20 protein-coding genes and 2 tRNA genes are annotated in these 19,205 nt (G+C 69.5%); 12 read left to right on the forward strand and 10 right to left on the reverse strand.

Annotation, left to right across the window (positions count from 1 at the left end; translation table 11 throughout):
* Positions 1–863: 863 nt before the first annotated feature.
* Positions 864–1,325, reverse strand: a complete 462-nt coding sequence (locus ABZV58_RS15975) for a hypothetical protein (protein ID WP_355000866.1) — start codon at positions 1,323–1,325, stop codon at positions 864–866.
* Between ABZV58_RS15975 and ABZV58_RS15980 the strand changes: the two genes are divergently transcribed.
* Both ABZV58_RS15980 and ABZV58_RS15985 read left to right on the forward strand, forming a co-directional pair.
* Positions 1,313–1,885 (forward strand): hypothetical protein, encoded by a 573-nt coding sequence (locus tag ABZV58_RS15980; RefSeq protein WP_355000867.1) that lies wholly within the window; start codon positions 1,313–1,315, stop codon positions 1,883–1,885. The two genes, ABZV58_RS15975 and ABZV58_RS15980, sit on opposite strands and share 13 nt — an antisense overlap.
* A gap of 368 nt (positions 1,886–2,253) precedes the next feature.
* Complete coding sequence (locus ABZV58_RS15985) at positions 2,254–3,498, forward strand: serine hydrolase domain-containing protein (protein WP_355000868.1); 1,245 nt, start codon at positions 2,254–2,256, stop codon at positions 3,496–3,498.
* 3 nt (positions 3,499–3,501) lie between these two features.
* On the opposite strand, the gene ABZV58_RS15990 is transcribed toward ABZV58_RS15985, so the two are convergent.
* Positions 3,502–3,894: a DUF1801 domain-containing protein gene (locus tag ABZV58_RS15990; RefSeq protein ID WP_355000869.1), complete on the reverse strand. Its 393-nt coding sequence runs from the start codon at positions 3,892–3,894 to the stop codon at positions 3,502–3,504.
* 181 nt (positions 3,895–4,075) lie between these two features.
* Between ABZV58_RS15990 and ABZV58_RS15995 the strand changes: the two genes are divergently transcribed.
* Genes ABZV58_RS15995 through ABZV58_RS16005 form a run of 3 tightly spaced genes read left to right on the forward strand, consistent with a single transcriptional unit; the run spans position 4,076 to position 5,741 of the window.
* Positions 4,076–4,444, forward strand: a complete 369-nt coding sequence (locus ABZV58_RS15995) for a hypothetical protein (RefSeq protein WP_355000870.1) — start codon at positions 4,076–4,078, stop codon at positions 4,442–4,444.
* The gene (locus ABZV58_RS16000) at positions 4,441–5,025 is read left to right on the forward strand and encodes a hypothetical protein (protein WP_355000871.1); all 585 of its coding nucleotides are present in this window, start codon (positions 4,441–4,443) and stop codon (positions 5,023–5,025) included. The genes ABZV58_RS15995 and ABZV58_RS16000 overlap by 4 nt, the downstream gene beginning before the upstream one ends.
* Positions 5,022–5,741 carry an ESX secretion-associated protein EspG gene (locus tag ABZV58_RS16005; RefSeq protein ID WP_355000872.1) on the forward strand — a complete coding sequence of 240 codons (720 nt, stop codon included), beginning with the start codon at positions 5,022–5,024 and terminating at the stop codon, positions 5,739–5,741. Before ABZV58_RS16000 ends, ABZV58_RS16005 begins: the two co-directional genes overlap by 4 nt.
* A 91-nt stretch (positions 5,742–5,832) precedes the next feature.
* On the opposite strand, the gene ABZV58_RS16010 is transcribed toward ABZV58_RS16005, so the two are convergent.
* Entirely contained in the window at positions 5,833–7,611 is a 1,779-nt protein-coding gene (locus ABZV58_RS16010) for a TerD family protein (RefSeq protein ID WP_355000873.1), read from the reverse strand.
* A gap of 259 nt (positions 7,612–7,870) precedes the next feature.
* On the opposite strand from ABZV58_RS16010, the gene ABZV58_RS16015 reads away from it, so the two are divergent.
* The gene (locus tag ABZV58_RS16015; RefSeq protein WP_355000874.1) at positions 7,871–8,359 is read left to right on the forward strand and encodes an FBP domain-containing protein; all 489 of its coding nucleotides are present in this window, start codon (positions 7,871–7,873) and stop codon (positions 8,357–8,359) included.
* A gap of 172 nt (positions 8,360–8,531) precedes the next feature.
* On the opposite strand, the gene ABZV58_RS16020 is transcribed toward ABZV58_RS16015, so the two are convergent.
* From ABZV58_RS16020 to ABZV58_RS16030, 3 genes are all read right to left on the reverse strand, one after another.
* Complete coding sequence (locus tag ABZV58_RS16020; RefSeq protein ID WP_355000875.1) at positions 8,532–8,771, reverse strand: hypothetical protein; 240 nt, start codon at positions 8,769–8,771, stop codon at positions 8,532–8,534.
* 44 nt (positions 8,772–8,815) lie between these two features.
* Positions 8,816–8,892 (reverse strand) — tRNA-Pro (locus tag ABZV58_RS16025).
* Between the two features lie 47 nt (positions 8,893–8,939).
* Positions 8,940–9,010, reverse strand: a tRNA-Gly gene (locus tag ABZV58_RS16030).
* A 684-nt stretch (positions 9,011–9,694) separates the two neighbouring features.
* Here ABZV58_RS16030 and ABZV58_RS16035 point away from each other — a divergent pair.
* A complete protein-coding gene (locus tag ABZV58_RS16035) occupies positions 9,695–10,651 on the forward strand; it encodes a GGDEF domain-containing protein (protein ID WP_141812251.1) in 957 nt (318 codons plus the stop codon).
* A gap of 48 nt (positions 10,652–10,699) precedes the next feature.
* Here the strand turns inward: ABZV58_RS16035 and ABZV58_RS16040 are convergent, their stop codons facing one another.
* A complete protein-coding gene (locus tag ABZV58_RS16040) occupies positions 10,700–11,497 on the reverse strand; it encodes a DNA-formamidopyrimidine glycosylase family protein (RefSeq protein WP_355000876.1) in 798 nt (265 codons plus the stop codon).
* A 14-nt stretch (positions 11,498–11,511) separates the two neighbouring features.
* On the reverse strand, positions 11,512–11,985 hold the full coding sequence (locus ABZV58_RS16045) for a ribose-5-phosphate isomerase (RefSeq protein ID WP_355000877.1): 474 nt from the start codon (positions 11,983–11,985) through the stop codon (positions 11,512–11,514).
* Positions 11,986–12,713: 728 nt separating this feature from the next.
* On the opposite strand from ABZV58_RS16045, the gene ABZV58_RS16050 reads away from it, so the two are divergent.
* Positions 12,714–13,610: a M48 family metallopeptidase gene (locus ABZV58_RS16050; protein ID WP_355001158.1), complete on the forward strand. Its 897-nt coding sequence runs from the start codon at positions 12,714–12,716 to the stop codon at positions 13,608–13,610.
* A 45-nt stretch (positions 13,611–13,655) separates the two neighbouring features.
* Here ABZV58_RS16050 and ABZV58_RS16055 read toward each other — a convergent pair whose 3' ends face one another.
* Positions 13,656–14,297 carry a disulfide bond formation protein DsbA gene (locus ABZV58_RS16055; protein ID WP_355000878.1) on the reverse strand — a complete coding sequence of 214 codons (642 nt, stop codon included), beginning with the start codon at positions 14,295–14,297 and terminating at the stop codon, positions 13,656–13,658.
* 180 nt (positions 14,298–14,477) lie between these two features.
* On the opposite strand from ABZV58_RS16055, the gene ABZV58_RS16060 reads away from it, so the two are divergent.
* From ABZV58_RS16060 to ABZV58_RS16075, 4 genes are all read left to right on the forward strand, one after another.
* Positions 14,478–15,710 (forward strand): FAD-dependent oxidoreductase, encoded by a 1,233-nt coding sequence (locus ABZV58_RS16060; protein ID WP_355000879.1) that lies wholly within the window; start codon positions 14,478–14,480, stop codon positions 15,708–15,710.
* Positions 15,711–15,816: 106 nt separating this feature from the next.
* Entirely contained in the window at positions 15,817–16,218 is a 402-nt protein-coding gene (locus ABZV58_RS16065; protein ID WP_355000880.1) for a YciI family protein, read from the forward strand.
* Entirely contained in the window at positions 16,215–17,447 is a 1,233-nt protein-coding gene (locus ABZV58_RS16070; RefSeq protein ID WP_355000881.1) for a DUF6596 domain-containing protein, read from the forward strand. Before ABZV58_RS16065 ends, ABZV58_RS16070 begins: the two co-directional genes overlap by 4 nt.
* A 279-nt stretch (positions 17,448–17,726) precedes the next feature.
* Complete coding sequence (locus ABZV58_RS16075) at positions 17,727–18,242, forward strand: NUDIX domain-containing protein (protein ID WP_355000882.1); 516 nt, start codon at positions 17,727–17,729, stop codon at positions 18,240–18,242.
* A gap of 22 nt (positions 18,243–18,264) precedes the next feature.
* On the opposite strand, the gene ABZV58_RS16080 is transcribed toward ABZV58_RS16075, so the two are convergent.
* Positions 18,265–19,095 (reverse strand): phosphoribosylaminoimidazolesuccinocarboxamide synthase, encoded by an 831-nt coding sequence (locus ABZV58_RS16080; protein ID WP_355000883.1) that lies wholly within the window; start codon positions 19,093–19,095, stop codon positions 18,265–18,267.
* Between the last annotated feature and the right edge of the window lie 110 nt (positions 19,096–19,205).

Raw genomic sequence — 19,205 nt, forward strand, 5'->3', positions numbered from 1 at the left:
TGCCCGGCGCCGTGAACGGCTCCACCCGGTGACCTCGTAGAAGACCTCCGGCGGCTTGGTCGGCTCGACCGTGCGCACGACCGAGCCGACCCGGTCACGCGGGCGCAGCGTCGGGCAGCATCGCCTCGTCGAGGCCGTCGGACGGCGTGCGCAGCGGAAGGAAGCGCAACTGCTGGATGCCGACACGTCGGTCCGCCAGGCCGCAGGCGCGCCAATCGACCCCGCGATCACCTGTTGGACGCTGGCGAGAGTTCACCGACGACGCGCGGGCCGAACCCAGGACAACGGGTACGGATCCCCTGATCTTGCGGTCGGCGCCGCGCCGGTCGGTGCCATGCTGGCCGGTGCCGCGCAGGTCGGCGCCGCGCTCTTCGATGCCGCGCCCCGGTGTCCCGCCGGTCGATGCCGCGCTAGCCGGTACCCCGCCGGTCGGCGCCGCGCTGGTAGGTACCGCGCCGCTCGAGGCCGTGCGGTCGGTGTCCTGCTGGTCGATATCGCGCCGGTCGGTGCCACGCTGGTCGACGCCACGCTAATCGGCACCACGCTGGCCGGGTGCCGTCCTCCTCGGTGCCGCACTAATCCGCCCCGCGCTGGCCCGTACCGAGCCGGTCAATGCTGCGCGCTCGGTGCCCTGCTGATCGAGGCCGCGCCCGGTCGACGCCAGCCGGTCGACGCCAGCCGGTCGACGCCACGCTGGCCGGGTGCCGCCCTCGTCGGTGCCGCACCAATCCGCCCCGCGCTAATCCGCGCGCCGCGCTGGCCGGCGGCGCGCTCATCGATACCGCGCTGGCCGGTGCCCCGCCGGTCGATGCCGCGCTCCTCGGCACCATGCTGGCCGGGGTGCCGTCCTCGTCGGTGCCGCGCTAATCCGCCCCGCGCTGGCCGGTACCGAGCCGGTCGATGCTGCGCGGTCGGTGCCCCGCTGGTCGAGGCCGCGCCCGGTCGACGCCATGCCGGTCGACGCCACGCTGGTCGACGCCCCGCTGGCCGGCGCCACGCTGGCCGGGCGCCGTCCTCGTCGGTGCCGCACTAATCCGCCCCGCGCTAATCCGCGCGCCGCCCTGGCCGGTGCCGCCCTGGCCGGTGCCGCGCTGGCCGGTGCCGCGCTCATCGATACCGCGCTGGCCGGTGCCCCGCCGGTCGATGCCGCGCTCATCGGCACCATGCTGGCCGGGCGCCGTCCTCGTCGGTGCCGCGCTAATCCGCGCGCCGCGCTGGCCGGTGCCGCGCTCCTCGGCACCGCGCTCGTCGATGTTGCGCTGGTCGGTGGCGTGCTGGTCGGGTGCCGTCCTCGTCGGTGCCGCGCTGGTCGGTGGCGCGCTCATCGATACCGCGCTGGCCGGGCGCCGTCCTCGTCGCCGCCGTCCTCGTCGCCGCCGCGCTCGTCGCCACTGCGCTCGTCGGCACCACGCTGTCCGGAGGCCGTTCTCCTCGGTGTCGCGCTAATCGGGTGTCGCGCAAATCCGCGCCGCGCTGGTCGATGCCACGCTGGCAAATGCCGCGCTCATCGATACCGCGCTGGCCGGTGCCCCGCCGGTCGACGCCACGCTCCTCGGCACCACGCTTGTCGGCACCACGCTGGCCAGGTGCCGTCCTCGTCGGTGCCGCGCAAATCCGCGCCGCGCTAATCCGCGCCGCGCTGGTCATGTCGCGCCAATCGGGTGCCGCGCTAATCCGCGCGGCGCTGGCCGGTGCAGCGCGCCTCGGCACCACGCTCGTCGATGCCGCGCCGGTCGGTGGCGTGCCGGTCGATGCCGCGCCGGTCGATGCCGCGCCGGTCGATGCCGTGCCGGTCGGTGGCGTGCTGGTCGGTGGCGTCTTTGTATTGAGAAGGCTCGGGCGGCAGGGAGCCCGGTCGAGGCCGGAGGAGCTCACCGTGAACTAGGGGCGTTACCGGCGTGCCGACCTTCGTTCTCGACCGCTGTACGCGATCGGGGGCGGACGGCGTCCAGAGGACTTTCAGAGCGGCTCGATGGCCCTTCGCGTCCCTGCTTCGACGCCGATAGTCGCTTGGCAGCTGGGCGGCATCCGACGATCGGCGCAGGTCGTGGGGGTTCTAGCGACGCCGCGTGCCCGGAGTGAGAAGTGCTGAGGCATCGAAAGGTTGACGCTGGGTACTCCCCATCCAGTGGGAACGACCGTTGCGGACGGATCGTGACAGCCGTTACAGTCTGCTAGCAGGGCGCTTGCAAGAGTAAGCAGCCCGCCTGCGCGGTTCGGCCGCGCGCAGCCGACAGACAAAGGAGTCTGACCATGACTGCACCCCTCGACAACGGGCAGGCTCGAGAGTCCGACACTCGGACGATGCTGATCGACGACCGCTTCACCGGGCTGGCCTCGAAGTTCTTCGGCATGTTCCGTCGCAAGAGCCAGGGCGGCGGCGCGCTCGCGGTCTATCTGAACGGCAAACCGGTGCTCGATGTGTGGGCGGGCTGGGCGGACCGCGACCGGCCGTGGCGCGCGGACTCCATGGCGCTGTCGTACTCGACCGGCAAGGGTGTGGCGGCCACCGTCGCCCATCGGCTCATCGATCGCGGACTGCTCGACGTCGACGCCCCGGTCGCCGACTACTGGTCGGATTTCGCCGCCAACGGCAAGGCGGACATCACCTTGCGCGATGTACTGAACCACCGCGCGGGTCTCCAGCGCATCCGCGGCTTGCTGCCCGACCCGCACGACTTCCTGGACCACGACGCGGTCTCCGCCGCGATGGCCGCCTCCGCGCCGGATCCGTTGCGGCTGCGCGCATCCGGTTACCACGCCATCACCTTCGGCACCCTGGTGGCCGAGATCGCCCAGCGCGCGACCAGTCGCGACTTCACCGATCTGGTCCGCTCCGAACTCGCCGAACCGCTCGGCGAGCGCGACTTCTTCTACGGCGTTCCGCAACACGAGCGGCACCGGCTGGCGACGCTCTCGCCGCGGATCGGGGTCGCCAGGGTTCCGATCGACCGGCTGATCGCGCCCTTCGCACCGCTGCAACTGGTGTACGCCGCCCGCGGCGCGGTCTACGACGGCTGGGCCGACATGTCGATCGGCACCCGGCCCTACGACGCGATGATGCCCGGCTGGAACGGGGTGTTCACCGCCCGCGCACTGGCCAAAATGTACGGCGCGATCGCCAACGACGGCATGGTGAGCGGCCGCCGACTGCTGCGCGCCGAGACGACCCGGCGCATCGCGGAGATGCCGCCCAACGGCCGCTTCGACTACGTGCTAGGCGCGGCGCCACACTTCGCGCTCGGCTACCACCGCGCCATCGTCGGTCCGCGCATCACCCGAAGGGCGTTGGGGCACTTCGGGATCGGCGGATCGGGCGGCATCGCGTTCCCCGAACTCGGCCTCTCCGTCGCCTTCGTCACCAATCGTCTCGGCAACCACGCCATGTCGGTCGGCGACGCCAGGCTGCCGATGCTCGCCGCCCGCGCCGAGCGCATCGCCCGCGCCGCCCGCGGCCAAGCGCCGATCCCGGTCGAGCCGGAAGCAGCGGCCAGCTGAAAATCAGCGCCCCTTCAGTTTTCGCCATCCGCCCGCGCGGTTGTCGGCGATGATCTGGCGGAACATGGCCGAAAGGGCGCGGGCATTGACGGTCTCGCCCTCGCGAATGGCCACGGTGCGCGCGGTCTTGTTGTCGTGCCCGCCGGTGATGATGCCCTCGGGGTCGGAGACGATGCCTCCGTCGTAGAGGAACACGTTGACGTGCGTCTTCGCGGCGAGCAGCGCGCAGATATTGCCGTCGAGCACGAAGTACGGCTGGACGGTGCGCTTGATGGTCTCCTCGACCTCGGGGTCGGCGGCGTGCACCAGGTCGCGAACCTCGCGGCAGATCGCCTGCTGCCACGCGGGCAGGGCGTCGATGTAGGCGTCGACGCGTGGGTCGGCCACATACGGCATGTGCCGATCGTGGCACAGATACCGGTCCGAGGACAGTGTTCGGATCGGAGCACAAGCCCTCACCGACGACGCTGTGCGATCCACGAACCGTGCACGATTCACCGGAAAGGCGCGCTCGAGCGCTGATAGGCTGCCTTGCTCACGACCGTCGTGCCGAGGGAGAGCGAGGGGGCCGATTCCAGTGCAACCGGAACAGGCACGGGCCGCCGGAGTGTTCGATGCCGCGCTGACCGGTGAGCTGCGCATGTCGGAACAGACGGCGCTGCGACTGGCGTCGGCCTGCGACGCGCTTATCGACGGATTGCGCCAGCTGCGCGGCACCGATCTCGGCGAGGTGAGCGGTTTTCCCGATCTGCCCTCAGGAGTCGCGCTGACCCGCGGATTCGCGGCCAAAGGGCAGGAATTCGCGGACACGCTGACCGCGCTACAAGAAGCGGCCCTGCGCTACAAGGCCGGATATCTGGCGGCCGGGCAGTTGGTGTCCGAGGCCGACGCCGCCCAGCGCGCGGCGCTGGAACTGGCCGCCGACCGCCTGGACGAGGGCGCGTGACCAGCGCGCCCGACGCCGTCGACGCGGCGACCGACCCGCCGTACGTCACCGATCGGGAATCCTTCGACGCCTACACCCACCGTGAGATCTGGGAACTCGTGCACGAGGCGTTGCGTCCCGCCGAGCTGGGCCGCATCGCCGAGGGCTGGCAGGCCGGAGCCGAGGCGCTCGACGAGTTGTTCGCGGCGTTCGCGGCCGCGGTGCGCCGCGAGTTCGCGGAATGGCACGGCGAAGCGGCGACGGCCGCGCGCGAATCGACCGAGCGTTTCCTCCGCGCGGGCGCGACCGTGCGCGACGTCTGCGCCGAACTGCACCGGTTGATGGAGTCGAATTCGACTGCGGCCCAAGCGATCCGCGATGCCATTCCGCCGCCGCCCGAACCCTACGTGCCGAATCCGGACCCGGTGCTCGAGGCGATCGAGGGCGGTCCGCGCAAGATGGCACACGACATCGCCGCCGCCGAGGCGCTCGCCGACGCGCAGGACACGCTGACCTTCGGCTACAACTCCACCCTCGTCGCCTCCGGCGACGCGGTGCCCGTCTTCGGCACACCCGAACCGAGCGGCGAGGGCGCGCGGTGAAGTGGGTCTTCACGCCGGACGAGTTCACCTACGTGTGGTCGGTCGAAACCGGCCTCGATCGCCGCCCCTACCCGATCAACATGGCCCACCGCGGCACTGTCCGCAGTGAAAACGACTGGGAAAAGCTGAAACTCGCCAAACGCTTCCCCCGCAACGCGGATCCCGACCTGACCGGCGCGCTCACCCTCTGCGCCCGCGGTGACGTCACCACCATCACGGTCTCCGGCGACCGCTACGTCCAGGACGGGCGCGCCGATGAGCCCATCCTCGCCTTCGGCGCCACCCACCTCGTGTGGGGAACGGTGATCGTCGCGGGGCCCTGCGACGTCAGCGTGATCGCCTGCCACGCAAGGAAAGTCGCCCATCACCTGGTGGCCGCCATGGGCTCGGCTCCCCCCGGCCGCCTCGCGCCGATGCGTGAACCACGCGAGGCCGTCCTGCACGAAGATCCCCACCTCTGGCAGCAGCAATCCGAGGCCGCGCTGCGCGCCGCCGCGCTCCGCGAGACCCTGCACCGGCCGATCGACGCGCGCGGCTTCATCACCGTCACCGTCGCACCGGAAGACCCGATGTCACCGCCGACCCGCCACCGCACTTGGCTGGACTTCACCGACGACGGACGCTACCTACTGACGACCACCACCGATCTGACCCTGGCACCGGTCACCGACCCCGCACTCGCCACCCATCTCACCCGCTTGGCCGCCATCCGCTGACGGTGGATGCGCTGACAAGTACCCACTCCCACCACCGGAACTCGGCTCCGAACTTCGAATTTCGTCGACCTGTTGCGCGATCTGTCAGCCGTTACTCATCCACCTCGACGCCATAACCTCGAGCAAGCGCCGCAAGCCCGGTTGCGTACCCTTGACCGATCGCCCGCAGTCGCCAGTTGTCGCCGCGCAGATAGATCTCGGCCAGTAGCAGAGTCTCTTCCTCGGTCGCGGCGTCGAGCGTTGTCCTGGCCACCGCCGCCGCATCGCCGCCTGGCGCGACTTCCACCTCTACGGCGCCGACGTCACCGAAGGTCACGCCCGCGCCCTCGAGTGCGGCAGCGAACACGATTCGGCGGCAGGTCACCGGCAGCTCATCCAGATCGAACTCGATCGACTGTTCGCTGGGGCCCTCCACAGCGAGCCCGGCTCCGCTCGTCCGGGGCTGGTTGTAGAAGACGAAATCCTCGTCTGTGGAGACACGCTCGTCGCCGTCGACCAGGAAGGCGATCAGATCGACCTCCCAGGTCGTGCTCTGCGCCCACGACGCGCGCAGCTGCCACTGGACTCCGCGTTCAGCGATCGGCAGATCGATCACCTGCCCGCGCGCCAGATCGATCGGATCAACTACAGCTTCGGCGATCGCCACCTGCCGCACCGTGGTCGACGGCCCGCCCGACAACAGCTCCGGGCCGTGCACCGGCAGGCCGAGCTCGATCGCCTTCGCGTGCCTGCGATCGGCACCGGCCCCCGGCAGCGCGAGCACATCTGTCACCCGAGCCGACATGTTCACCGCCGCCGAACCGCCCAGTTCCACGACACGGGCGCGAGCATCTGCCGCTTCGCGGTGTGCGCCGCCGAGTACCAGAATGCGCCGACCCGCTAGAGGTCCGGTCGCTTTCGACGAGGCGGTGCGTCCCGACGCGGCGGAATCGTCCTTGCGCCGTCCCGGTCGCACTTCACCGAGCATCGCGACGAATCGCTGTTCGCTCACGATCGGCGTGCCCAATTCAGCCGCACGGCGGGCCTTTCCGGTTGGTCCATGCGGAGTGTTCGTGACCAGCAGGCTCGTTCGTCCACTGACACCACCCGTCACATCCAAACCGGCAGCTTCCGCCATGGCGATCAGAACTTCGCGTTCGGTCTCGGTCTCGCCGGTGAACGCGACCTTCATTCCCTGGACGAGACGGCCATCGGCGCCGAGAGCACCCGGATAGCTGAACTCGCACGGCGACTTCGGACCCGAACGAGTGCCAGGGCGCCGCCAGGAACCCCGGCTGTTCTCTTTCGGCGGGCAGCGAAGCAGCGGCGGTGCGACCCCGAGGCGCGCCGCGTCCGCGACCAAGGCGCGAAAGACCCCTGCCAAGACACGAGTGTCGTCCAGCGCGTCGTGCGCTTTCCGCTGCGGCACACCGTAATAGGAGGCGAGCGTGCCGAGCTTGCAGTCCGGCGTCGGCGGGGCGACCCGGCGTGCCAGGGCGAGGGTGCACAATCGGTGGTCCACCGGCAGCACACCACCACTGCGGTCGAACTCGTTCATCAGGAAGCCGTAATCGAAGCCGGCGTTGTGCGCGACCATCACCCGGCCGGTCAGCAGTTCCGACAACTGTTCCCGCACATGTTCGAAACGTGGTGAACCACGCAAGATCTCGGCGGTGAGCCCGTGCACGTGCACCGGACCGGGGTCGCAGCCCGGATCGAGCAGCGTGTGGAACTCTCGCGCGACGCGCCCATCGCTCTCCAACGTCAATGCGGCCACCGACAGGATGCGGTGATCCGACGCGCGTAGTCCCGTGGTCTCGACATCCACGATGGTGAAAGATCCGAACCCGCCGTCCTGCGGCACTCCTTGGGCAACCGTGCTCCCCTGCATGCGAGAGCAATCGGTGCCGGTGCTGAAAGTGTTGCAGGCGAATCTTTTCCGGCTGCGTTCAGCTCGGGAGGTCGAAGCCGAGATATTCGGTGGCAAGGCGCGGGTCGGGTGGGCGATCGGGTCGCCGTGCTCGCCGGAGGCTGTCGGGTGGATCTCGGCGGGGCGGGGCAGACGCGGAAAATCCGTTGTTCCACGGGTGGCGGGGTCCGTAACGTCACGTCGGTTTGTCCACCATCGACCGGAAGGAGTCGACACTGTCATGAAACCTGTCACCGAACGCGATATCAGGTCGTCGTTCGTCAACTGTTCCAAGGGAGACGCCAAGCGGCTGTCCGTGCCACGTGACCTCGCGGAGCGGCCATGGGACGATCTGGATTTCCTCGGCTGGGGAGATCCGTCGCTGCAGGGCCGCTGCTACCTGGTGGTGCCACAGGACGAACGGCTGGTCGGGGTCGCGTTGCGCTACGAGACCGGCGGGACCGGCAAGCCGCAGCTGTGCGCGATCTGCCTGACCACGCACACCGGCGGTGATGTGGTCCTGATGACCGCGCACAAGGCGGGCGATTCCGGTCGCCGCGGCAACTCGATCGGCACCTACATGTGCACCGATCTGGCCTGCTCGCTGTACGCGCGCGGAAAGAAGCGCCCCGCCCTCGGCAGCCGCTACCGCGAGGACCTCACGCTCGAGGAGAAGATCGACCGGGTCCGCGACAACATGAACGCCTTCCTCACCAGGCTCTACAGCTGACCCACCCGTAGCCCGTTCGAAAGGAGGTAGATGCCATGTGCCGACACTCGACACCCCACATCCCGACAGCACCCGAGTCCCCTCTCCCTCAACGGTACTCGGGATGCCCGGGATCCCTCTCCGGTCGAGACGCGCCGACCCAACCGGCCCGCCCCGTCCGGAGAGGAATCCCCTACGCCCAGCACTTGTTGCACACGCCCTTGCCACGACGACGCGCCTCGACGGAGGTCACCTGTTCGACCGGCGCGATCCGTCTGCCGAGTCGACGCGAGTTCTCGACGCCCTGCCGATATCCGGGACAATCGACGCCACGATGGAAGACCCGCCCGCTTTCCGTCAGGATCCCCGGGGTCGCGTCGGGCGGCCAGGGCTTCTGAAACTGGGTGGGGCCGTGCCCCATCGCATCCACCACGGCGATCAGGGTACCGATCCCGATCGGGCCGGGAGGTCGAAAACTGGTCGGGGTGACAGGATTTGAACCTGCGACCCTCCGCTCCCAAAGCGGATGCGCTACCAAGCTGCGCTACACCCCGAGGCCTCGCGGTGGCGGGGGCCGCCGACGAGTATGAATCTTGCGTTGAGCGGGTGACGGGAATCGAACCCGCACCATCAGCTTGGAAGGCTGAGGTTCTACCATTGAACTACACCCGCAGGCATACGACATCGATGGGATCGCCACGATGTCGTGTGCACCACGCACTGTACCGAATCCGGTTCGGGAAACGCCAATCGCCCCCGTGCTGGCGGTGCGCGACCGGCCGTCGCCCCTGATCACCGCGCGCGGGTGGCCGAACAAGTCGCACACAGCTTTCGCACGCGACACACAGGCACCGCCTCTGCGTGACGTATGGACCGTATGTGCGATCCCAGCTCTCGAGTTGCAGCGTCCCGCGCCGAGCCTCGATCCGCTCCATGTGGAGCCCACCGTGCCGCCGGATTCGGGCCGGAACCGGTGTCCGCCGCGGCGTCCGGGCCCGCCGACGCGTTGGCCTACGCCCCTGTCGAGCAGGACCCCCGTTTCAGCACACTCCCGGCGCGTCGGCCCGCGACTCTCCAGCGAACGAAAACTCATGTGTAACATCCGCGCCGCTGGAACGATCACACATCCGATCGCCATTCGCGAGGCATCGAAAACTCGTTGTAAAACGCCGTTTTTCAGTGCCGAGTGGCTTGCTAGGATCCTTTTTGCCGGACGGGGGTATCTGGAAAGGGGGCGGTGAGCGTGCGCCGAGCGAGGTGGACACAACCGCGTAGCAGTAGTGATCGGGGTGAGGCCGGCACCTGTGTGCGCACAGGGCACCCGGGTACCGACGTTGCCCACGGTCGGTGAATGCGATGGCGACCGACATCGAACCGCCAGTCGCCGCGATGTGTCGCGCCTGGGCACGGGCCGTGTGCTCCGAACCCGGCTCGCACACGACGCCGCATCAGCTGGAACCTGTTCTGATCGAGCTGGTCGAACGGCTGCTGTATCTGGCCAGGCACGAGCCCTTCCCGGTGCCGGAGGCGCGGATGCTGGGCGCTCGCCTCGCCGAGCCGCCGTTCGAGCGGACCAGGATGCTCGCGCAGGCCAGTCGCTGGCTGCTCGGCTTCCCCTCCGGCAGGCCGGGCTCGTTGGTGGCGACCCGCTGGCCGTTCGTGGCCAGCCAGGCCATCGACAGCTACGCCCAGGCCCTGCAGGAGCGAGCGCTGGCCCAGCAGGAGCAAAGTCTTTCGGCCAAGGTGTCGCTGCGGGTGCAGGAGATCGCCGCCCTCCAGCATCGGCTCCGCCACGAGGCCACCCACGACGCGCTGACCGACCTGGCCAACCGGACCTTGCTCCAGGACCAGGTGCGCCGCATGGCCACCGACCCGAACAGCTGCGTGGGGCTGCTGCTCATCGACCTGGACCGGTTCAAGCAGATCAACGACGGATACGGGCACGCGGTCGGCGACGAGGTGCTCGTCGAACTGGCCAACCGGCTGCGCGAGGTCTGCCCGCCCGACACGGTGATCTGCCGGTACGGCGGTGACGAGTTCGTGCTGGCGGTGAACCGGGACGGCAAGACCCTCACCGAGATCGCCAACCGCATCGTGGGAGCGCTGCGCGACCCGGTGTGGTCGTCGGCGGGTCCGGTGCCGGTCTCGGCGAGTGTGGGCACCGCCTACAACCCGCCGGGCGCCCCGTGTGACTTCACCGATCTGCTGCGGCGCGCCGATCGGGCGATGTACTCGGCCAAGACGGCGGGCGGGCGACGGTTCGCGTTCTCCGATTCCGACGAACCGGAGATAGACGCGGCCGTCGCCGGCTGAACCCCCGCAAACCGCGTCCGCGGGCGGGGGTGACGCTGCCGAAGGAGTTCAGCTCGGCTGGCAGGTGGGACACCAGAAGAGGTTGCGACCTTCCAGCACCGCGTGAGCAACCGGCTCGGCACACACCCGGCAATCCGAGCCGAGGCGGCGGTAGACGTAGGTGCGCGGACGGTCGGGGGCGTAGGACGGTTCGCCGTGATCGTGCTCGGGACGGACGACGTGCATACGTCCGGTCGCCACGCCCACGGGCATCAGCTCGACCAGATCCGACCAAAGGGCGCTCCACTCTTCGGCACTCAGGTCGACGCCGGGACGGTAGGGCGAAATACCGTGCCGAAAGAGCACTTCGGCGCGGTAGACGTTGCCGACACCGGCGATCACGCTCTGGTCCATCAGCAGCGCGCCGATCGGCCTGCGGGAACGGCGGATTCGCGCGAAGGCGCGGTCCGGATCGGCGTCGGGACGCAGCGGGTCGGCGCCGAGGCGGTCGGTCAGCGCCTCGACCTCCGGCGGCAGCAGCACCTCGCAGGCCGCGGGACCGCGCAGATCCGTGCCGAAGCCGTCGCCGACCATCCGCATCCTGACCTGCCCGACGGGCACGCCCATCGGTGGTTCCGAGTCGTAGAACTTGCCGTAGAGCCCGAGATGCACGTGCACCGCGAGGCCCGATTCGTAGTGATGCAGCAGGTGTTTGCCGTGCGCCTCCGAGCGCACGAGTCGCTGTCCGTCCACCAGCGCGGCGCCGTCGGCGAACCGGCCCTGCGGACTCGACACCCGCACCACACCGCCGGCGAAAGCTTGCTGATGCTGGTTCGCCAGGCGGTGCAGCGTGTGCCCTTCAGGCATTCGTCGACGCGACCTCAGTACGCCGGGACGGCGGGAGCGACACCGGTCTTCTCGTACTCGGCCAGGATGTCGATGCGGCGCTGGTGGCGCTCCTCCTCGGACCACGGCTGGGAGACGAACGCGTCGACGATGGCCAGCGCCTCGTCGGTGGAGTGCATGCGGCCGCCGATGCCGATCAGCTGCGCGTTGTTGTGCTCGCGGGCCAGCTTCGCGGTCTCCACGCTCCAGGCGAGGGCGCAGCGGGCGCCGGGCACCTTGTTCGCGGCGATCTGCTCGCCGTTGCCGCTGCCGCCGAAGACCAGGCCGAGGCTGCCCGGATCGGCGACGGTGCGACGAGCCGCTTCGATGCAGAAGGCGGGGTAGTCGTCCAGGGCGTCGTACTCGAGGGCGCCGCAGTCGACGACCTCGTGGCCCGCCTGCTGGAGATGGGCCTTGACGTGATTCTTCAGTTCGAAACCGGCATGGTCGGCACCCAGGTATACGCGCATGGCTGCGATTCTGTCAGGCCGCGCGACGGCCGATCCGGGTGGGCACCGTCCGCCATTAACACCGGCGCCGTCCGGCGCGAATCTGCTGACACGAGGCGTGCCCGCGGGCACTGACCAGCGAGTGTCCGACAGCACAGCGGCGCTGGCTCTCGGACGCGAGAACCCCGCCCCTACCGATGAATAGAGTGCATTCCATGCAGCCGCACGAACCGACGCCGCCGGACCGAGCCGACCAGCCGGAATCCCCGTACGCGCCGCCGAGCGGGTGGGGGCAGGAACAGCAACCGCCGCAGCCCGGCTCGGCGATACCACAGCACACCGGCGCCCAACCGACCTACGGCACCGAGACTTCGAAGCCTTACAGCACTGAACCCACGTCACCCTACGACGCTGGATCCACACCACCTCACGACGCCGGGACCACCTCGCCCTACGGCGCTGGGTCCACGTCGCCTTACGGCGCCCAGCCGACGTCGCCTCCCGGCGCCGGATCCACCTCGCCCTACGGCGCTGGATCCACGTCGCCTTACGGCACCCCAACGACGCCGCCTCCCGGCACTGGATCCACCTCGCCCTACGGCGCTGGATCCACGTCCCCTTACGGCACCCCAACGACGCCGCCTCCCGGCACTGGATCCACCTCGCCCTACGGCGCTCAGCCCACGTCCCCCTACGGCGCCGGTCCGATGACGCCCTACGGCGCACCGCCCCCCGTACCGCCGAAGAACATGCCGCGCGGCCTCTCCCCGTTCGGGATGCCCGCCAGGCACAGCTGGGAGATCCCGCTGCTCGTCCTGGTGGTGGTGTGCACGACGGTCGCCTACCTGATCGCCATCGTCATGCTCGTCGTGGTGCTCGCCGACGGCGCGGTGCCGAGCGACTATCTGCTGTTGCTCGTCTTCGCGCCGATCCTGGTCTGGGTGGGGCGCGGTATCAACTACGCGTCGCAGCGGGTGAACGGCGTGAAGATGTCGCCGACGCAGTTCCCCGAGGGCTATCAGATGGTGGTCGAGGCGGCGGCCCGGTTGGGTATGGCGAAGGTGCCCGACGCCTATGTGGTGCTCGGCAACGGCCAGATCAACGCCTTCGCCTCCGGTCACGGCTTCCGGCGCTTCGTCGTCGTCTACAGCGACCTGTTCGAAATCGGCGGCAAGGCACGCGAACCCGACGCGCTCGCGTTCATCATCGGCCACGAGGTCGGCCACATCGCCGCCGGACACACCTCGTACTGGCGACAGCTGGGCATGTTCCTCGTGCCGTTTCTGCCGATCCTGGGCAGTTCGCTGATCCGTTCGCAGGAGTACACCGCCGACAACCACGGCTACTGCAACCGGCACACCGGCGCGGCCGCGGCCATGGGCACGCTGGCGGCGGGCAAGTACATGAACACCCTCGTCGGCTTCGACGAGATGGCCGACCGCGCCGCGACCGAGAAGGGCGGGTTCGTCTGGTTCGTCAACGCCCTGTCCTCGCACCCGGTGCTGACCTGGCGGATGTGGGCGCTGCGCGACCGCAGCAGGCACGGAAAGCTCTTCCTGCGCCCGAGCCCGCAGCCGCCGATGGGCGCCGTGCCGTATGGCCCGTACGGCGAGGTGCCGAGTCTGCCGCCGAAGCCGGTGCCCTGAGCCGACGAGCCGGGCGCCGCGAACGCGCGGCGCCCGGTTTCGCGTTCAGTCGAAGACCGGGTCCTCGGTCCTGGTCCGCTTGAGTTCGAAGAAGTGCGGGTAGGAGGCCAGCGCGACGACGCCGTCCCAGACCTTGCCCGCGTCCTCGCCGCGCGGGATGCGCGAGAGCACCGGACCGAAGAACGCCACACCGTTGACGTGGATGGTCGGGGTGCCGACGTCCTGGCCGACCTTGTCCATGCCCTCGTGATGGCTCTTGCGCAGCGCCTCGTCGTACTCGGTCCTCTCGGCGGCCTTCGCGAGCTCCGCGGGCAGGCCCACCTCGGCGAGCGCGTCGGCGATCACCGCGGCCAGGCTCTCCTGCATGGTCGGACGCTCGTATTCGGCCTTGCGATCGTGGATGCGGCTGCCCATCGCGGTGTAGAGCGGGGCGAGCACCTTGTCGCCGTGGTCCTTGGCGGCGGCGATGGCGACGCGCACCGGACCCCAGCCGCTGTTCATCAGTTCGCGGTACTGCTCGGGCAGATCGCGGCCCTCGTTCAGCACCGCGAGGCTCATCACATGGAAGCGCGCCTCGATGTCGCGGACCTGCTCGACCTCCAAGATCCAGCGGGAAGTGATCCAACACCAAGGGCACAGCGGGTCGAACCAGAAATCGGCGACGTTCTTCTCGGCCGTGTCGGTCACGGGTCGTTCCTCTCGATCGCATGCAAGAAGCGCGGCGCGCGAGCGCCGTCACCCGGAACCAACCACGCCGCCGGACGATTCGTTCCCGCCCCGAACCGATGTCCGGATACGGCGTTGCGGAACACCCGCCGACAGTAGGCTCGACTGGGCACGCGTTTCCTCCCGCGAAGGAGTCCGCAAATGACCTCGGATCGGCGTTTCGTGATCGTGGGCGGTGGACTTGCCGCGGCCAAGCTGGCGGAAGCCCTGCGCGACAACGACTTCGACGGGAAGATCACCCTGGTCAGCGCCGAGGAGCACCTGCCGTACGAACGACCGCCGCTGTCCAAGGAACATCTGTTCGGCAAGAAGCAGCTCGCGGACTTCACCGTGAATCCGGCGCAGTGGTACCGCGACCACAATGTGGACCTGCTGCTCGGCACGACCGTCAGCACGATCGATCGGGACGCCAAGACCATCACGCTGCCGGACGGCTCCACGCTCGCCTACGACAAACTCGCGCTGGCCACCGGATCCACACCGCGCACGTTGTCGCTGCCCGGCGCCGACACCCCCAACGTCTATACGCTGCGCTCCATCGAGGACTCCGACACCCTCATCGGCCTGTTCGGCCAGAGCGACCGGCTCGCGATCATCGGCGCGGGCTGGATCGGTCTCGAGGTCGCGGCGGCCGCCCGCGCCGCCGAGATGGACGTCACCATCGTGGAGACCGCCGAACAGCCGCTGCTCGGCGCGCTCGGACCCGAGATGGGCGCGGTCTTCGCCGACCTGCACCGGGCGCACGGCGTCGATCTACGCCTCGGCGCCCAAGTCGAGGAGATCACCACGCACGACGGGATCGCGACGGCGATCGCCGACGGGCTGCGGCTGGCCGACGGGACGACCGTCGCCGCCGACGCGGTGCTGGTCGCGGTCGGCGCCAAGCCGAATATCGAGCTCGCCGCCGAGGCGGGACTCGAGGTGGACAAGGGCGTGCTCGTCGACGCGAGCCTGGTCACCAGCGATCCGGACATCGTCGCCGTGGGGGACATCGCCGAACAGCAGCATCCGCGGCTCGACCGCCGCATCCGGGTGGAGCACTGGGCCAACGCGCTCAACCAGCCCGCGGTCGCGGCGGCGACCATGCTCGGCAAGTCGGCGACCTACGACCGGCTGCCCTACTTCTTCACCGATCAGTACGACCTCGGCATGGAGTACACCGGCTACGCCGCGCCCGGCGGGTACGAGCGGGTCGTGGTACGCGGCGATCTGGACCAGCGCGAGTTCGTCGCGTTCTGGTTGGACTCGGAGAATCGCGTGCTCGCGGGCATGAACGTCAACGTGTGGGACGTGACCGACCGGATCAAGGAGCTGATCACCGCGGGCGAGCCGGCCGACCCCGACCGCCTGGCCGACACCTCGACGTCACTGTGATCCATATCACCGAACCTCGCGTGAGCGATGTGTCGAAGAGGCGCGCCCCGCTCCGACCTACCTACGAGAGCGCCGAAGGGGCGCGCCGATCCGCGAGGAGCCGACCATGAAGTACATGCTGATCAAGACCTACAGCGAAGCCGCCTACTGCGACACCCCGATCTCGGAGTGGGAGCCGGAGGACCTCGAGGCGCACATCGACTTTCAGCGTGCGCTGGGCGAGGAACTGGCGAAATCGGGCGAGCTGGTCGACGCGCAAGGCTTGGCGGGACCGGAGAGTGCGCGCATCGTCAGCGCCGACGGCCGCTCCGCCCCGGTGATCACCGACGGCCCGTTCCCCGAGACCAAGGAATTCCTGGCGGGGTACTGGCTCGTCGACGTGGACAGCCCCGAACGCGCGTTGCAGATCGCCGCCCAGGCCTCGGCCGCGCCCGGCCCCGGCGGAAAGCCGATCGGCGAGTACATCGAAGTGCGCGCGGTGATGAGCGCTCCCGCCGCCGAACTGTGACCCTGTCCTCCGACGCCGAGGCCCTGCTGCGCGAACTGGCGCCCCAGGTCCTCGGCGTCCTGGTGCGCCGTTTCGGCGACTTCGACACCGCCGAGGACGCCGTCCAGGAGGCCCTGCTCGCCGCCGCGACCCAGTGGCCCGCGGCGGGGCTGCCGGACAATCCGCGCGGCTGGCTCGTCCAGGTCGCGCAGCGCAGGATGGCGGACGTGGTGCGCGCCGAAGCGGCGCGGCGGCGCAGGGAGGCAACTGTTTTCGAGCGCGAGGTGCCGGACACCGAGACCGTCGACCGGGACGACACCCTGGCGATGTTCTTCCTGTGCTGCCACCCCGCGTTGTCCTCGGCGAGTGCGATCGCGTTGACGCTGCGGGCGGTCGGCGGACTCACCACAACGGAGATCGCGCGCGCCTTCCTGCTGCCGGAACCGACCACGGCCCAGCGCATCGCGCGGGCCAAGAAGCGCCTCGCCGCGCTCGATCGTCCATTCGTCAGGCCCGATGCCGCCGAGTGGCGGGAGCGACTCGGCTCGGTGCTGCACGTGTTGTATCTGATCTTCAACGAAGGGCACACCACTACGTCGGGCGCCGAATTGCAGCGCACCGACCTCTCCGGCGAGGCGATCCGGCTGACCCGCGCCGTGCACCGGCTGCTGCCCGACGACGTCGAGGTCACCGGTCTGCTGGCGCTCATGCTGCTGACCGACGCTCGCCGTGCCGCCCGCGTCGGTCCGCACGGCGAGCTGATTCCGCTGGCCGAGCAGCGACGAGGTCGATGGGATCGAGCGATGATCACCGAGGGCGTGCGACTGGTCACCGGCATCCTGTCGCACGGACTCACCGGCGCCTACCAAATACAGGCGGCGATCGCGGCCGTGCACGGGCAGGCGCCGCGTGCGGAGGACACCGACTGGCCGCGAATCCTGGCGCTGTACAACCTGCTCGAACGCATCGCGCCGAATCCGGTGGTCACGCTGAACCGAGCCGTCGCGGTCGCGATGGTGCACGGTCCGTCGGCGGGGCTGGCGCTGATCGACACCCTCGAGGAGCCGCTCGCGGGTGCTGGTCATCGGCTGGACGCGGTGCGCGGGCACTTGCACGAGATGGCGGGTGAGTATCCGGTTGCCGTCGCGCACTACACCGCGGCGGCCCGCCGGACCACGAGTGTGCCGGAGCGGGATTATCTGACGCTGCGTGCGGCGCGACTGCGCCAAGAGACCGCCGCGAAACGCTGACCGGGCTCTGAGTGCTCTGCGCGTCGGAGTCCCGCAGCTGCACCGCGAGACCGCCTCGCAGCGCTGAGCAACTCTGTGCGCCGGTATCCCGCGACTGCGCCCGGGCCGATCTCGGTTCAAGGCGCGCGGTTCGCGGCACTCGTGTGAATGGTCCGCACCGCACCGCGAGCACCGGCGCCACACGACCCTCGCACGGGCGGTCCAAGCCGCACCACATCGCTGCCGACACGACCGCCGACCATTGGACGCTGCGGTCGAGTGGCGCGGCAGACTGCTGGTGTGACAGCGACATTCAGCGCGGGCGTACTCCTGTTTCGCACCACGTCGGGCGATCCCGAAGTCCTGCTCGGCCACATGGGCGGGCCCTTCTGGGCGCGCAAAGACAACGCGGCCTGGTCGATCCCCAAGGGCGAATACGACCCGGACACCGAGGACGCCGCTCTGGCCGCCCGCCGCGAATTCACCGAAGAGCTGGGATTGCCCGCGCCGGAAGGAGAATGGATCCCGCTGGGCGAGGTCCGGTACAGCAGCGGGCGCAAGCGGCTCGTCGCGTGGGCCGTGGAGGGCGACCTCGATCCCGCCCAACTCGACCCCGGCACCTTCGAGATGGAATGGCCGCCGCACTCCGGCCGTCTCGTCGCCTTCCCCGAGATCGACCGCGCCGAATGGTTCGATCTGGCGACCGCTCACGACAAACTGATCGGCGGGCAGCGGCCCTACCTGGACCGCCTCACCGAACACCTGCGCGCGGAAACCGACCGAGACCTGAACCGCACCGACGACACTCGGCCCTGAAAACGTGGAGCCTGGCGGGAACTCAGGCCGAGGCCCACTTCACGCCGGTGATGAGCTCGAACGCCTCCTGATACTTGCGGCGAGTCGCCGCCACGATGTCGGCCGGAATCTCCGGACCCGGAGGCTCCTTGTCCCAGCCGGTCGAGGTGGACCAGTCCCGGACGAACTGCTTGTCGAAGGAGGGCTGCGGGTGGCCGGGCTCCCACTGATCGGCGGGCCAGAAGCGCGAGGAGTCGGAGGTGAGCACCTCGTCGCCGAGGGTGAGAACGTCACCGTCCCAGCCGAATTCGATTTTCGTGTCGGCGATGATGACGCCCTTGCTCGCGGCGTGCTCGGCGCCGCGCAGGTAGATGTCGAGGGTGCGATCGCGCAGTTGCTCGGCGACCTCGCGGCCCTCCTGGTCCACCACGTCGGCGAAGGTGATCGGCTCGTCGTGGCCCTCGGACGCCTTGCTGGTGGGGGTGAAGATCGGCTCGGGCAGCTTGTCGCCGTCGCGCAGGCCGGGCGGGAGCGCGACGCCGGACACGGTGCCGGTGCGCTCGTACTCCTTCAGACCCGAGCCGGTGAGGTAGCCGCGCGCGATGCACTCCACGTGCACCATCTTCAGCGGCTTGACCCGCACGCCGCGACCCGCGAACTCCGCGGGGACGTCGGTGGTGGACAGCACGTGATTGGGCACGTCGGCGAAGAACTGGAACCACCAGTTCGACAGCTGCGTCAGCAGCGCGCCCTTCTCCGGGATCGGCGTCGGCAGCACCACGTCGTACACCGAGACCCGATCGGAGGCCACCAGCAGCAACGTGTCGCCGTCCTCGTACAGGTCGCGCACCTTACCGGCGTGCACATGCTTCAACGTGGAGCCTCCGAATCCGTGGATATGTGTCTGCGCTGCACAGGAACGATACCGCCGCGCCGCGTCCGGCCCGTTGCCGCCGCCTCCGCCCGGCGGCCGCGTGCATTGGT

It is taken from the genome of Nocardia sp. NPDC004654 (assembly GCF_040609595.1).
Lineage (GTDB): Bacteria > Actinomycetota > Actinomycetes > Mycobacteriales > Mycobacteriaceae > Nocardia.